General features: G+C 72.6%; 13 protein-coding genes. 7 read left to right on the top strand and 6 right to left on the bottom strand.

Going from position 1 to position 12,395, the window contains the following annotated elements:
- Positions 1 to 163 precede the first annotated feature (163 nt).
- The 4 genes from purS to ilvD all read left to right on the top strand — a co-directional run bounded on the left by purS (position 164) and on the right by ilvD (position 3,445).
- Entirely contained in the window at positions 164 to 415 is a 252-nt protein-coding gene (gene purS / locus AMR74_RS06550) for a phosphoribosylformylglycinamidine synthase subunit PurS (protein ID WP_053771256.1), read from the top strand.
- A 25-nt stretch (positions 416 to 440) separates the two neighbouring features.
- The gene (purQ, locus tag AMR74_RS06555) at positions 441 to 1,118 is read left to right on the top strand and encodes a phosphoribosylformylglycinamidine synthase I (protein ID WP_053771257.1); all 678 of its coding nucleotides are present in this window, start codon (positions 441 to 443) and stop codon (positions 1,116 to 1,118) included.
- 38 nt (positions 1,119 to 1,156) lie between these two features.
- The gene (locus AMR74_RS06560; protein WP_053771258.1) at positions 1,157 to 1,549 is read left to right on the top strand and encodes a VOC family protein; all 393 of its coding nucleotides are present in this window, start codon (positions 1,157 to 1,159) and stop codon (positions 1,547 to 1,549) included.
- 108 nt (positions 1,550 to 1,657) lie between these two features.
- Complete coding sequence (gene ilvD, locus AMR74_RS06565; RefSeq protein ID WP_053771259.1) at positions 1,658 to 3,445, top strand: dihydroxy-acid dehydratase; 1,788 nt, start codon at positions 1,658 to 1,660, stop codon at positions 3,443 to 3,445.
- 36 nt (positions 3,446 to 3,481) lie between these two features.
- Here the strand turns inward: ilvD and AMR74_RS06570 are convergent, their stop codons facing one another.
- The 3 genes from AMR74_RS06570 to AMR74_RS06580 all read right to left on the bottom strand — a co-directional run bounded on the left by AMR74_RS06570 (position 3,482) and on the right by AMR74_RS06580 (position 5,566).
- Positions 3,482 to 3,910, bottom strand: coding sequence for a universal stress protein (locus AMR74_RS06570; protein WP_053771260.1), 429 nt, complete (start codon positions 3,908 to 3,910; stop codon positions 3,482 to 3,484).
- Between the two features lie 51 nt (positions 3,911 to 3,961).
- Positions 3,962 to 5,140, bottom strand: coding sequence for an inorganic phosphate transporter (locus AMR74_RS06575; protein ID WP_053771261.1), 1,179 nt, complete (start codon positions 5,138 to 5,140; stop codon positions 3,962 to 3,964).
- A 174-nt stretch (positions 5,141 to 5,314) separates the two neighbouring features.
- The gene (locus tag AMR74_RS06580; RefSeq protein ID WP_053771262.1) at positions 5,315 to 5,566 is read right to left on the bottom strand and encodes a hypothetical protein; all 252 of its coding nucleotides are present in this window, start codon (positions 5,564 to 5,566) and stop codon (positions 5,315 to 5,317) included.
- 267 nt (positions 5,567 to 5,833) lie between these two features.
- Between AMR74_RS06580 and AMR74_RS06585 the strand changes: the two genes are divergently transcribed.
- The gene (locus AMR74_RS06585) at positions 5,834 to 6,385 is read left to right on the top strand and encodes an NYN domain-containing protein (protein WP_053771263.1); all 552 of its coding nucleotides are present in this window, start codon (positions 5,834 to 5,836) and stop codon (positions 6,383 to 6,385) included.
- A gap of 83 nt (positions 6,386 to 6,468) precedes the next feature.
- Here the strand turns inward: AMR74_RS06585 and AMR74_RS06590 are convergent, their stop codons facing one another.
- Complete coding sequence (locus tag AMR74_RS06590) at positions 6,469 to 7,131, bottom strand: S26 family signal peptidase (protein WP_053771264.1); 663 nt, start codon at positions 7,129 to 7,131, stop codon at positions 6,469 to 6,471.
- 133 nt (positions 7,132 to 7,264) lie between these two features.
- On the opposite strand from AMR74_RS06590, the gene AMR74_RS06595 reads away from it, so the two are divergent.
- Together AMR74_RS06595 and AMR74_RS06600 are read left to right on the top strand one after the other, a co-directional pair.
- On the top strand, positions 7,265 to 8,449 hold the full coding sequence (locus AMR74_RS06595; protein ID WP_053771265.1) for a glycine cleavage system aminomethyltransferase GcvT: 1,185 nt from the start codon (positions 7,265 to 7,267) through the stop codon (positions 8,447 to 8,449).
- A 55-nt stretch (positions 8,450 to 8,504) separates the two neighbouring features.
- Positions 8,505 to 10,247 carry a formate--tetrahydrofolate ligase gene (locus AMR74_RS06600; RefSeq protein WP_053771266.1) on the top strand — a complete coding sequence of 581 codons (1,743 nt, stop codon included), beginning with the start codon at positions 8,505 to 8,507 and terminating at the stop codon, positions 10,245 to 10,247.
- A 69-nt stretch (positions 10,248 to 10,316) separates the two neighbouring features.
- Here the strand turns inward: AMR74_RS06600 and moaC are convergent, their stop codons facing one another.
- Positions 10,317 to 10,859 carry a cyclic pyranopterin monophosphate synthase MoaC gene (gene moaC / locus AMR74_RS06605; protein WP_053771267.1) on the bottom strand — a complete coding sequence of 181 codons (543 nt, stop codon included), beginning with the start codon at positions 10,857 to 10,859 and terminating at the stop codon, positions 10,317 to 10,319.
- Positions 10,852 to 12,309: a bifunctional ADP-dependent NAD(P)H-hydrate dehydratase/NAD(P)H-hydrate epimerase gene (locus AMR74_RS06610; protein WP_053771268.1), complete on the bottom strand. Its 1,458-nt coding sequence runs from the start codon at positions 12,307 to 12,309 to the stop codon at positions 10,852 to 10,854. The genes moaC and AMR74_RS06610 overlap by 8 nt, the downstream gene beginning before the upstream one ends.
- Between the last annotated feature and the right edge of the window lie 86 nt (positions 12,310 to 12,395).

Consider the following 12,395-nt stretch of genomic DNA (forward strand, 5'->3'; position numbering starts at 1 on the left):
GGGTTCGAGCGGCTGCATACACCCTTCACAACAGCCGGAGGGGTTTGCCCCTTTCGCTCGGTGCCGTCCCTGCCTCCCGCACGAACGACCGCAACATATCCACGAATATGCGCATAAGCGTCGTTCCAAAACGGTTTTTACACACGACCCCGCACCAACAGGTATGACCGCGTACACGGCGACGGTGACGATCCGGCTAAAGCGGGGCGTCCTCGACCCGGAGGCCGAGACGACCCAGCAGGCCCTCGAACGGCTCGGGTTCGAGCTGTCCGACCTCCGCTCGGCGGACCGCTTCGAGGTCGACCTCGACGCAGCCGACGCCGACGAGGCGGCCGACCGCGCCGACGAGATGGCCGAGCGGCTGCTCGCGAACCCCACGATCCACGACTACGACGTGGCGGTCGCGGAGCGATGACGGCCGACAAGGCGAGGTGGGCGGCGTGACGGTCGCCGTCGTCCAGTTCGGCGGCTCGAACTGCGACCGCGACGCCGTCCGCGCCTTAGATCACCTCGGCGTCGACGCCGAGCGCGTCTGGTACGACGACGGCCTCCCCGCCGACCCCGACGGGGTCGTCCTCCCCGGCGGGTTCTCCTACGGCGATTACCTCCGCGCCGGCGCGATGGCCGCCCGCGACCCGATCATGAACGAAGTCCGCGACGCCGCCGACGCCGGCGTCCCCGTGATCGGCATCTGTAACGGCGCGCAGATCGGCTCGGAGTCGGGGCTGACGCCCGGCGCGTTCACCACGAACGCCTCCGCGCGGTTCCAGTGCGAGCCGGTCCGCCTGCGCGTCGAGCGCGCCGATACCCCCTGGACCGCCGCCTACGACGAGGGACAGGTCATCGAGGTCCCCATCGCGCACGGCGAGGGGCGCTTCGAGATAAGCGAGGCGGCCCACGCCGACCTCGTCGCCGAGGACCGCGTCCTCTTCCGCTACTGCGACGCCGACGGGAACGTCACGGACGCCGCCAATCCGAACGGCTCGACCGACAACGTCGCCGGCGTCCTCGGCGAGCGCGAGACGGTGGCCGTGCTGATGCCGCACCCCGAGCGCGCCACACTCCCCGACCTCGGGCGCAGCACCGACGGCGCCGGAATCCTGCGCGCGTTCGCCTAACTGTCGCCTTTTTGCCGCCGGCCGCCGAACCGACACGCATGCGAGCGCGACACATCGATCACGTCAACCTCCGGATCCCGGAAGACGGCGCCGACGAGGCCCGCGAGTTCTACGGCGAGCAACTCGGGTTCGGCGTCGAGGACGCGCTGTACGCGGCCGACGAGAAGCCCTTCTTCGACGTGCGGCTCTCGGCGACCGCGGTGATCCACCTCTGGCCGACCGAGGAGTTCGAGGCGCCGACGAAGACGAACTACGACCACGTCGCGGTCGTCGTGGAGGAGTCGGTCGACGAGATTGAACGCGAGCTGGCGGACGCGGGCGCCGCGGTCGAGAAGACGCTCGACTCGCCGCTGGGCGCGACCGGCGAGGCCGGCGCGGTGTACGTCAGGGACCCGTTCGGCTACCGGGTGGAGCTGAAGGCGCGGGTGTGATAGCCCGGGGACGACGACCGATCGACCCCCGCCCCGAACCCGTTCGCCCCGCCGAGCAACCCTCGCCCCGACGCGGTCGTTTAAGAGTCCCGAGCGACAGGGTCGCGTATGAGCGAACAGCAGCCGAGGTCCGACGACGACGAGCGGCGCCGTCGCCGGGAGGACGCGGACCGATTCGCCGGGAAGAAGGACGGGGACCTGCGGAGCCGCGAGGTGACCGAGGGACCGGACAAGGCGCCGCACCGCGCGATGTTCCGCGCGATGGGGTTCGACGACGAGGACCTCTCCTCGCCCATCGTCGGCGTCCCGAACCCGGCGGCCGACATCACGCCGTGTAACGTCCACCTCGACGACGTGGCCGACGCCGCGCTCCACGGCATCGACGCCGCGGGCGGGATGCCGATCGAGTTCGGCACGATCACGATTAGCGACGCCATCTCGATGGGGACGGAGGGGATGAAGGCGAGCCTGATCTCGCGGGAGGTCATCGCCGACTCGGTCGAGCTGGTCTCCTTCGGCGAGCGCATGGACGCGCTGGTGACGGTCGCGGGCTGCGACAAGAACCTCCCCGGGATGATGATGGCCGCGATCCGGACGGACCTGCCGAGCGTCTTCCTCTACGGCGGCTCGATCATGCCCGGGCAGCACGACGGCCGCGACGTGACGATCGTCCAGGTGTTCGAGGGCGTCGGCACGTACGCGCAGGGCGACATGGACGCCGACGAGCTCGACGACCTGGAACGCCACGCCTGTCCCGGCGCGGGCTCGTGCGGCGGGATGTTCACCGCGAACACGATGGCGTCGCTCTCGGAGGCGCTCGGGCTGGCGCCGCTCGGGTCGGCCTCGCCGCCCGCCGAGGACGAGGCGCGCTACGCGGTCGCCGAGCGCGCCGGCGAGCTGGCGATGGACTGTATCGAGAACGACCGCCGGCCCTCCGACATCCTCTCGCGGGAGTCGTTCGAGAACGCCATCGCGGCCCAGACCGCGATGGGCGGTTCGACGAACGCCGTCCTCCACCTGCTCGCCTTGGCGGGCGAGGCCGACGTCGACCTCTCGATCGAGGACTTCGACGAGATCTCGCGGCGCACGCCGAAGATCGCGAACCTCCAGCCCGGCGGGACGCGCGTGATGAACGACCTCCACGAGGTCGGCGGCGTGCCGGTCGTGCTCCGCCGCCTGCTGGAGGCGGACCTGCTCCACGGCGACGCGATGACGGTGACGGGCAACACCCTCGCCGAGGAGATCGCGGCGCTGGAGGAGCGCGGCGAGCTCCCGGACGAGTCGGACATCGAGGCCGACTTCCTCTATCCCGTCGACGACCCGAAGGAGGAGGAGGGCGCGATCAAGATCCTCGACGGCAACCTCGCGCCGGACGGCTCGGTGCTGAAGGTGACCGGCGACGACGAGTTCTACCACGAGGGGCCGGCCCGCGTGTTCGAGAACGAGGAGGACGCGATGGAGTACGTCCAGTCGGGCGGGATCGAGTCCGGCGACGTGATCGTCATCCGCAACGAGGGCCCCCGCGGCGGCCCCGGGATGCGCGAGATGCTCGGGGTCACCGCCGCGGTCGTCGGCGCGGGCCACGAGGACGACGTGGCGCTGCTCACCGACGGCCGCTTCTCGGGCGGCACCCGCGGCCCGATGATCGGCCACGTCGCGCCCGAGGCCGCCGTCGGCGGCCCGATCGGCCTGATCGAGGACGGCGACCACGTCACCGTCGACATCCCCGAGCGCGACCTCACCGTCGACCTCTCCGACGAGGAGCTGGAGGCGCGCCGCGAGGAGTGGGAGGCGCCCGAGCCGCCCTACGAGGGGGGCATCCTCGCGAAGTACGGCCGGGACTTCGCCTCCGCCGCCGCCGGCGCGGTGACGAACCCGCGGCTCACGCGGGACTGATCGCGCCGCCGCCCACCGACCGCGCCGGGCCCTCCGTCAGCGGACGAGCACCACGGGCACCGGGGCGCGCTTGGAGACGGTCTCGGCGACGTTACCGACGAGGAACCGGCGCGTCGCACGCCCGCGGTCCGCGCCGTGGGCCCCGATCACGACCGTGTCGTACCCCTCCGCCCGGTCGACGATGTTCCGCGCCGGGTGGCCGACGCCGACGACCGTGTCGACCTCGCGGCCGCGGTCGGTCGCCAGTGCGCGGGCGCGCTCGAAGACGCCCTCCGCGCGCTCCGCGGCCGCCGCCTCGAAGTCGTCCGCGAGCGCGAGCGACGCGGCCTCGCCCATCATCATCGACGGCGCGCCGACGACGTGGACCACGGTGACGTCGGCGTCCGGGAAGTTCTCCAAGGCGTATTCGAGGGCTCGCTCGGCGTGGTCCGAGTCGTCCATCGGCACGAGGATGCGGTCTATCATACCCGATCTACGCCGCGCACCCTCCTAACTGCTCCCGTCAGCGCGGCGTCGTCAGGCGACTCCCGGCAAGAGGACGAAGAACGCGTACGCCAGCGCGGTCGACACCGACGGGCCGATGATCCACATCGAGACGTACTTCAGGACCGCCCGGGGGTTGAACAGGTCGCCCGCGTTCAACACCGCCGCCGGCTCCGCCTCCCCGATCGGCGACGACTGCCGTCCCTCGGTGTCGACGACGGTGATCGCGCCGGTGACGATCTCGTTGTCGCCGGTGTCGCGCGTGACCGCCTGCCGGACCGTGACCGGGCGCGTCGCCCGCCCCCAGCCGATGCCGACGATCGTCATCACCGTGCCCATGACGAGGCTGATCGGGATGCCGATCCACGAGAGGACCGTCGTGATCGTCGAGGCCGTGGTCATCACGAACAGCGCGGCGAGGAGTGGGATGTCGCTGAGCTCGCCGCCGACCGACTCCATCGTGCGGCGGGCGATCGTGAACCCGCCGAGCCCGATCGCGAGCGTCGCGAGCAGGATCGCGGTGTCGTCGGGGAGCCCGCCGACCCCGCTGACGAGCGGCGCGGCGGCGTTCGGGACGTTGCTCGCACCGGCGCTGAACGCCATGTAACAGCCGATGACCAGAACCACGACCGTGCTGACGAGCTCCGAGTACGTCGTGTTGGGTCCGAGCGCGACCGTGGGTACGGCCCCGTCGCGGTCGAGTCGGAGCAGCGAGCCGGGGGACTTCTCGATGCGAACGCGCCGGTTCACGGCCGGGTAGACGTACCGGCCGATGACGACCCCGATCCAGAAGCCGATGATCGGCGTCACGATCCACCAGGAGACGATCCGGGTGATCGTGGCGTAGTTGAGCGTGTCGGTCGCCAGCCCGAGCCCCGCGATAGCGCCAACGGTCGTCATCGAGGTCGGCACCGGGACGCCGAAGACGTTCGCGATGAGGATCCCGAACCCGATGAAAAACAGGACTGCGACGCCGGCCGACAGCGAGAGCTCGGTCGTGATGATCCCGCCGCTGAGCGTGTCCATCACGTTTCGTCCCACCGTCCACCCCCCGAGGAACACGAACACCGTCATCAGCGCGGCCGCGGTCGTCTTCTTCAGGATGCCGGCGCCCACCGGCGGCCCCCACGCGATGCCGGTCGAGGAGCCGCCGATGTTGAAGCCGACGAACACCGAGGCGACGATACCGACAGCGAGCAGCGTCTCGACCATCTCCTGCGCCTACCGGCATCGGTGGCAAATACCTGTCGCCATCGGGGAGCGGACGGCTGCGAGACGGACGGCGAACGGCGAGAGAGAGAGAGACGAAGCGGACCCGCGGGAACCGGACTGCGGAGTCGACGGGCGCGCTCCCGGCCGGTGGCGGAGCTCGGGGTTCGGCGCCGCTTACCGGCGCTCTCCCCCGTCGGTCCGAGCCGTCGTGACCGACTCGGCGCACCAGACGTTGCTCCGGCGACCCGCGCGGGACAGCTCCATCCGCACGACGGACCCGACCGGGAGGTCCGCGACCCGCTCGCGGGCGTCCTCGTCCGCATAGTCGACGATGTGGAACGTCTCGTTGCGGGGATGGGCACGTACCGTGGTACATTCGTGATCGTTCTGTGCGGAAATGACGGTGTACGCGTTCGATTGTGACATCTTATACCGTTATTGCTGGACACCGTACTTCAAGCCTCCGTATATTCACTACGGACGTGAGGGAAGTCGTAATATCGATATAAGGTCCTGAATTTTGACTACGATCGCCGAAGAGTGTCGATGATTCGCGGACGATCGTTTCGAACAGGCGATCACGAGCGGCCCGGTCGCTGACGGACCGTCACGGGGGACGACCGGCGACTGACGAGGGCGAACCGCGAGCGCGCGGATCACCATACCTATTTCCGACGACGGCGAAGGCCGGTCATGGACCGAGGCGAGGGGCCGGACCCCGAGACGACCGCCGAGGGCGTCGCGAGCGCGGACGCCGAGACGGATCCGGACGCCGGCGGCGTGGCGCTGTTCGTCGACGGCCCGAACGTGCTGCGCGAGGAGTTCGACGTGGACTTAGACGACGTGCGACTGGCCGCCGAGGCGGAGGGGCCGCTGGTGACGACCCGGCTGTACCTCGACGAGCACGCGACGCCGGGGCTGATCCAGGCCGCGGAGGCCCGCGGCTTCGAGGTCGTGATCACGAGCGGCGACGTGGACGTGAAGCTCGCGGTCGACGCCGCGCGGTTCGCCGCGGAGGGCCGGATGGAGACGCTCGCGATCGCCTCCCGCGACACGGACTTCAAGCCGGTCGTCGAGACCGCGAACGGCTACGGGATCCGGACGCTCGCCATCGCGCCCGGCGAGTTCGGCCGGTCGGACGCCCTCCGCAACGCGGCGAACGGCTCCGTGACGCTCGACGGCGACGAGGTCGACGCGACCGAGGCCCCGGACGATACGGGAAGCGAACCGACCTGGCACCGGTAGCGATCGAGCGACGCAGCCGGCGACCGTTCACGGGAGAGAGAGCGACGGGGGTGAACGCGCCTTCGGAGCCCTCACAGAACTCCTTACCGCCGGCTTCCCCGCCGAACCCGACCGAGCAACAGCGCCCCGACGCCCCCGGCCAGTCCCGCGATACCGACGAGGACGACGCCGGTCGCGACCCCGCCGTAGCGCGCGACCGCCGCCTCGACGCCCACCCGTATCCAGCCGAGGTTCGGCACCGCGAACAGCGCCTTCCCGGCGATCCACTCGTCGGGGACGACGGGCGCGATGCCCGCGCTCTGGTCGTACAGCTCGTTCGCGTCGCCGTAGGTGACGTACCCGTCGTACGGCGCCGGGCACGTCGCCAGATCCGCGCAGTCCGCGGCGAGGAGCGCCGGGTCGGCCCGCTCCGTCCAGTCCTCGCCGGCGTCGACCGCGAACGCCAACCGGTGGAACACCGGTCTCCCGTCCGCCCCCGGGACGGTGTAGACGACGACGTCGCCCGTCCCGCCGAGCCGCGCCGGCGCGTTCGGGTCGGCAGCGGTCGAGAGGTCGCCCCACGGCGCGCGGTCGGCCGCCGTCACGACGACGAGGTCCCCGCGCTCGACCCCGGGCGCCATGCTGCCGCTCTCGACCGCGACGAAGGGCGGCCAGGTCCCGACGAGCGCGAACAGGAGGACCGCGGCGACCACGACGGCGACCGCGGGTGCGATCGGACCGGTCCGGTCGGGGCGACGGCTGCTCACGCCGGAGCGAGGGGCCGGCGACCGCTTGAGGCTGTCGGCCGAGTCGACGACGGGCGCGACCGCGGCGGGGGCCGCCGCCGACGCGGACCGCCGATGTCACAAAGCCTTAGGTTCGTCCCGGAGAGGTGCGAGTATGACCGATCGCCTCCCTCCGCTCCACGACGCCCACGACGAGCGCGGCGCCAAGTTCACCGACTTCGGCGGCTGGCAGATGCCCGTCGAGTTCGACTCGATCCGGACCGAGCACGCCGCGGTCCGCGAGTCGGTCGGCGTCTTCGACGTGTCGCACATGGGCGAGATCGAGGTGTCCGGCCCGGACGCGACCGAGCTGCTGAACCGGCTCACGACGAACGACGTGCGCGCGCTCGACCCCGGCGACTCGCAGTACGCCGCGATCACGAACGAGGACGGCGTGATGCTCGACGACACGGTCGTCTACCGGCTCCCCGACGGGACCGCGGCCGGCGAGGGGGCCGCGTCGCTCGCGGACCTCGACGCGACCCGCGACGGCGACCTCGACGCCCCGAGCGGCGACCCCGCGTACCTCTTCGTGCCGAACGCCGGCCACGACGGGCAGATGTACGACCGCTGGACCGCGCACCGCGACGAGTGGGGCCTCGACGCGACCGTCGCGAACGCCACCGACGACTGGGCGATGCTCGCAGTCCAGGGCCCCGACGCGGCCGACGCGCTCGACGAGGCGACGCCGGGGGACCGGGTCGTCGGCCTCTCGAAGTTCGAGGCGGCGGCCGCGGCGGTGGCCGGCACGGAGAGCTGGGTCGCGCGCACCGGTTACACCGGCGAGGACGGCTTCGAAGTGATGTGTCCGGCCGACGCCGCCGAGTCCGTCTGGGCGGCGTTCGCCGACGCGCCGCTGGAGGCGCAGCCGTGCGGGCTCGGCGCCCGCGACACGCTCCGCACCGAGATGGGCTACCTGCTGTCGGGACAGGACTTCGACCCCGAGAGCGAGCCCCGGACGCCGCACGAGGCCCGGATCGGCTTCGTCGTCGAGCTCGACACGGAGTTCGTCGGCCGCGACGCCTTGGAGGCCCAGAAAGAGGAGGGAGTCGACGAGAAGTTCGTCGGCGTCCGCCTCCGCGAGCGCGGCGTCCCCCGGAACGGGTACGCCGTCACCGACGGCGACCTCACCCGCGTCGGGAAGCTCACCTCCGGGACGATGAGCCCGACGCTCGACGAGCCCATCGGCTTGGGCTACCTCCACGAGTCGTACGCCGACGCCGGCACCGAGGTGAGCGTCGTCGTGCGCGGCGACGAGAAGCGCGCCGAGGTCGTGGTCCCGCCGTTCCTCGACCGCTGAGGGCTGTCACCAAGGCCCGAGCAACGCTCATACGAGCGGGCCGCGAAGCGCCGGTATGGCGCCCACCGATCCCGCGAGCGACGCGACTGGGGTACCGGATTCGGACCTCGCCGTCGCGCGAGCGGCCGATCCCCGGCCGATCGAGGAGGTCGCGGCCGACCTCGGGCTCTCCGCCGACGGCGTCGAGCGGCGCGGCGACGGCGTCGCGAAGCTCACGCACGCGGCGGTCCGCGACGCCGTGGGCGACGGGCCGCGCGCGCCCGGGGCCGCGGCGGCGTCGGCCGGGACGACCGTCCTCGTGACCGGCATGTCGCCGACGCCGAAGGGCGAGGGGAAGACCGTCACCACCGTCGGACTCGGGCAGGGGCTCGCCGCGCTGGGCGAGCGGGCCGCGGTCGCGGTCCGGGAGCCGTCGCTCGGCCCGGTCTTCGGGGTCAAGGGCGGCGCGGCCGGCGGGGGCCGGTCGCAGGTGCTCCCGATGGAGGCGATCAACCTCCACTTCACCGGCGACATCCACGCGCTGACCGCGGCGCACAACCTCCTCGCGGCCGCGCTCGACAACCACCTTCATCAGGGCAACGACGCGGAGATAGACGCGCGACGGGTCGACTGGCCGCGCGCGCTCGACGTCAACGACCGCGCGCTCCGCGAGACGGTCGTCGGGCTCGGCGGGACCGCGAGCGGCGTCCCGCGCGAAGACGAGTTCGTGATCACCGCCGCCTCGGAGCTGACGGCCGTCCTCGGGCTCGCGACCGACCTGAACGACCTGAAGGCGCGGATCGGTCGGATCGTGCTCGCGGCCGACGCCGACGGCGAGCCCGTCACGCCGGACGACCTCGGGGTGACCGGCGCCGCGGCCGCGCTGCTCAGGGACGCCTTCCGGCCGAACCTCGTCCAGACGGTCGAGGGGGTCCCGGCGTTCGTCCACGGCGGCCCCTTCGCGAACATCGCGCACGGGACGAACACCCTCGTCGCGGACCGGGTCGGCGCCGCGCTCGCCGACTACCTCGTCACGGAGGCCGGGTTCGGCGCCGACCTCGGGGCGGAGAAGTTCGGGAACATCGTCGCGCGTCAGGGCGTGGTCCCCGACGCTGCCGTCGTGGTCGCCACCGTCCGCGGCGCGAAGCGCCACGGGCTGGAGATGTGGCCGACCGACTTCGACGCCCTCGCGGACCCGGCCCCCGAGGCGGTCCGGGCCGGCGTCGCCAACGTCGCGAAGCACGTCTCGATCGCCGAGTCGTTCGGGGTCCCGACGGTCGCCGCGATCAACGTGTTCGCGGACGACACCGAGGCCGAACTCGCCGCGCTGGAAGCCGGCCTCGAAGAGCGCGGGATCCCGGTCGCGCGCTCGACGGCCCACCGCGACGGCGGCGCGGGCGCGACCGACCTGGCCGAACTCGTGCGCGATCGCGCCGGGACGGGGTCGTTCGAACCCCTGTACGACGCCGACGCGCCGATCCGCGAGAAGATAGCGACGGTCGCGCGCGAGGTGTACGGCGCCGCGGGCGTCGAGTACGTCGACGGCGCGGCCGACGACGTCGAGCGCGTCGAGCGCTGGGGGTACGGCGACCTCCCGGTCTGCCTCTCGAAGACCCCGTACTCGCTGTCCGACGACCCCGCCCGGACCGGCGTGCCCGAGGGGTGGACGCTCACCGTCCGCGAGGTGACCCCCTCGGCGGGGGCCGGCTTCGTCGTCGCGAAGACCGCCGACGTGATGACGATGCCGGGGCTGCCCGCGGAGCCGGCCGCCGAGGACATCGACGTGGACGCCGACGGCGACGTGAGCGGGCTGTTCTGACCGACGGTCGGGCCCCGGTCCGACGCCGCCCGCCGCTCACTCGCCGCCCACCGGTCACCCGCCCGCGACTCACTCGCTGACCTGCTCCTTCCGCTTCTCGACGACCTCGACGTCCGAGATCCGCGTGTCGGGATATCCGCCGTCGGCGTCCTTCTCGGCCGCCTTCACCATGTCCCAGACGGTGTTCAGCCCGGTCGTGACGCCCTCTAACGCCTCCATCTCGCAGCCCGTCTTCCCGGTGGTCTCGACCGCGACGGTGAGTTCGATCCGGTCGTCGCCCACCGCGAACTCGGTGTCGACGTTCGTGATCGGGATCTGGTGGCACATCGGGATCGTCTCCCAGGTGTGTTTCACGGCCTGGACGGCGCCGATCCGGGCGGTCGCGAGCACGTCGCCCTTCTCGACCGCGTCGGCCTCGACCGCGTGGATCGTCTCCGGGGTCAGCCGGATCTCGCCGCGCGCGACCGCGCGTCGACTGCTGTCGGGCTTCGCGCCCACGTCGACCATCTGGACGTCGCCCGCGTCGTCGGTGTGGGTCAGCGCGTCCGCGCCGGCGGGGTCCGCGCTCGCGCCGTCGCCCGCCGCGCCGTCGCCGGGTCCGTCGTCACTCATTACGCATCGCCTCCGGCAGCCGGTCGGGTAAGTCCGTCGCCACCAGGCCGGCGCCGTTCGCGTCGGCCGCGGCGTCGCCCGCGCGCCCGACGACGTACGCGCCGACCGCGGCCGCTCGGAACGGGTCCGCGACCGCCGCCAGCGCGCCGACCGTCCCCGCCAGCACGTCGCCGGTCCCGCCGACGGTCATGCCCGGGTTGCCGGTGCGGTTCAGCCGCACGCCGTCGGCGTCGGCGACCACGTCGACCGCGCCCTTCACGAGCAGGACGTGGCCCAGGTCCGCGGCGAACTCCCGGACCAGTTCGGCGCGCTCGTCGGGTTCAGGCGCCGTCTCGCCGCCCATGCCGACCAGTTCGCCCTGGTGCGGGGTACAGATCAGGTCGGCGTCCGTGTCGGCCTCGGGGACGACGCGGAGCGCGTCGGCGTCGACGACCGCTCGCCCCTCGTAGGCCGTCAGGAACTCGCGGACGAACTCGCGGGTCCCGTCGCCGTCTCCCAGTCCGGGGCCGAGGACGACGACGTCGTTCTCGGCCGCGAGCGACGCGACCCGGTCCGCGTGCGACGAGCCGACCCGATCGCCGGGGAGCGGCCGGACGATGAGGTTCGGCGAGAAGCCCTGGACCGCGTCCGCGATCGATTCCGGACACGCCACCCGGGCGAGGTCCGCGCCCGCCCGGAGCGCGGCGAGCGCAGACAGCGTCGGCGCGCCGGTGTACGGCCCGCCGCCGACCACCAGCACCTCGCCGTTGTCGCCCTTGTGCGAGTCGGGGTCGCGGTCGAGGCCGAGGAGGTCTCCCGGGCCCGTGTACCGCTCCGCGGCGGCCGGGATCCCGATGTCGGCGACCGTGACCGCGGCGTCGAGGGCTGCCAGCCCGGGCGTCTCGTCGTGGAACGTCACCACGCGGTCGGCGTCGACGGCGACCCCGCCCGGGCCCCCCGTCGGGTCGCCCGTGTCGGCGTCGATCCCGGATGGCACGTCGACCGCGATCACCGTCGCGTCGCTCGCGTTGATCGCGGCGGCCGCGGTCCGCTCCGGTTCGCGGAGCCCGCCGGATATCCCCGACCCGAGCATCGCATCGACGACCACGTCGGGGTCGTCGCCGTCGGGCGCGTTGAGGTCGAGGTCGCGCGAGTCGGTGACGGTCTCTCGGGGGACCGCCGCGTTTTCGAGCGCCGCCCAGTTCTCCCGCGCGATGTCGGTCCGGATCGTCTCGGGGCGGCCGAGCAGGTGGACCCGGACGGCGTACTCGGTCAGGAACCGCGCCGCGACGAGGGCGTCGCCGCCGTTGTTCCCGCGGCCGCAGACGAGCGCGACGGTCGCGCCCGGGTCCGCGACGGCCCGCACCTCGCGGGCGACCGCGTTCCCGGACGACTCCATCAGCTGTTTGCGCGGCACGCCGAGCGCCGCCGCGTTGGCGTCGACGGCCGCCATGCGATCGGTCGGTATCATGCCCGGCGGTTCGGGCGCCCGGGGATTAAGCGGGCGGGGTCCGGCGGGGCAGGTCCGGGCGGGGTCGGCCGTCGCCGGTCCGACCG

Origin of the sequence: Halorubrum tropicale, from assembly GCF_001280455.1 — an archaeon.
Classification (GTDB): domain Archaea; phylum Halobacteriota; class Halobacteria; order Halobacteriales; family Haloferacaceae; genus Halorubrum; species Halorubrum tropicale.

What these genes read in the sequence shown, in the direction of transcription:
- AMR74_RS06595 (WP_053771265.1), top strand. Translation starts at nt 7,265, where the DNA reads ATGACCGATCGCCTCCCTCCGCTCCACGACGCCCACGACGAGCGCGGC.
- AMR74_RS06585 (WP_053771263.1), top strand. Translation starts at nt 5,834, where the DNA reads ATGGACCGAGGCGAGGGGCCGGACCCCGAGACGACCGCCGAGGGCGTC.
- AMR74_RS06580 (WP_053771262.1), bottom strand. Translation starts at nt 5,566, where the DNA reads ATGTCACAATCGAACGCGTACACCGTCATTTCCGCACAGAACGATCAC.
- AMR74_RS06560 (WP_053771258.1), top strand. Translation starts at nt 1,157, where the DNA reads ATGCGAGCGCGACACATCGATCACGTCAACCTCCGGATCCCGGAAGAC.
- purS (WP_053771256.1), top strand. Translation starts at nt 164, where the DNA reads ATGACCGCGTACACGGCGACGGTGACGATCCGGCTAAAGCGGGGCGTC.
- ilvD (WP_053771259.1), top strand. Translation starts at nt 1,658, where the DNA reads ATGAGCGAACAGCAGCCGAGGTCCGACGACGACGAGCGGCGCCGTCGC.
- AMR74_RS06600 (WP_053771266.1), top strand. Translation starts at nt 8,505, where the DNA reads ATGGCGCCCACCGATCCCGCGAGCGACGCGACTGGGGTACCGGATTCG.
- moaC (WP_053771267.1), bottom strand. Translation starts at nt 10,859, where the DNA reads ATGAGTGACGACGGACCCGGCGACGGCGCGGCGGGCGACGGCGCGAGC.
- AMR74_RS06570 (WP_053771260.1), bottom strand. Translation starts at nt 3,910, where the DNA reads ATGATAGACCGCATCCTCGTGCCGATGGACGACTCGGACCACGCCGAG.
- AMR74_RS06610 (WP_053771268.1), bottom strand. Translation starts at nt 12,309, where the DNA reads ATGATACCGACCGATCGCATGGCGGCCGTCGACGCCAACGCGGCGGCG.
- AMR74_RS06575 (WP_053771261.1), bottom strand. Translation starts at nt 5,140, where the DNA reads ATGGTCGAGACGCTGCTCGCTGTCGGTATCGTCGCCTCGGTGTTCGTC.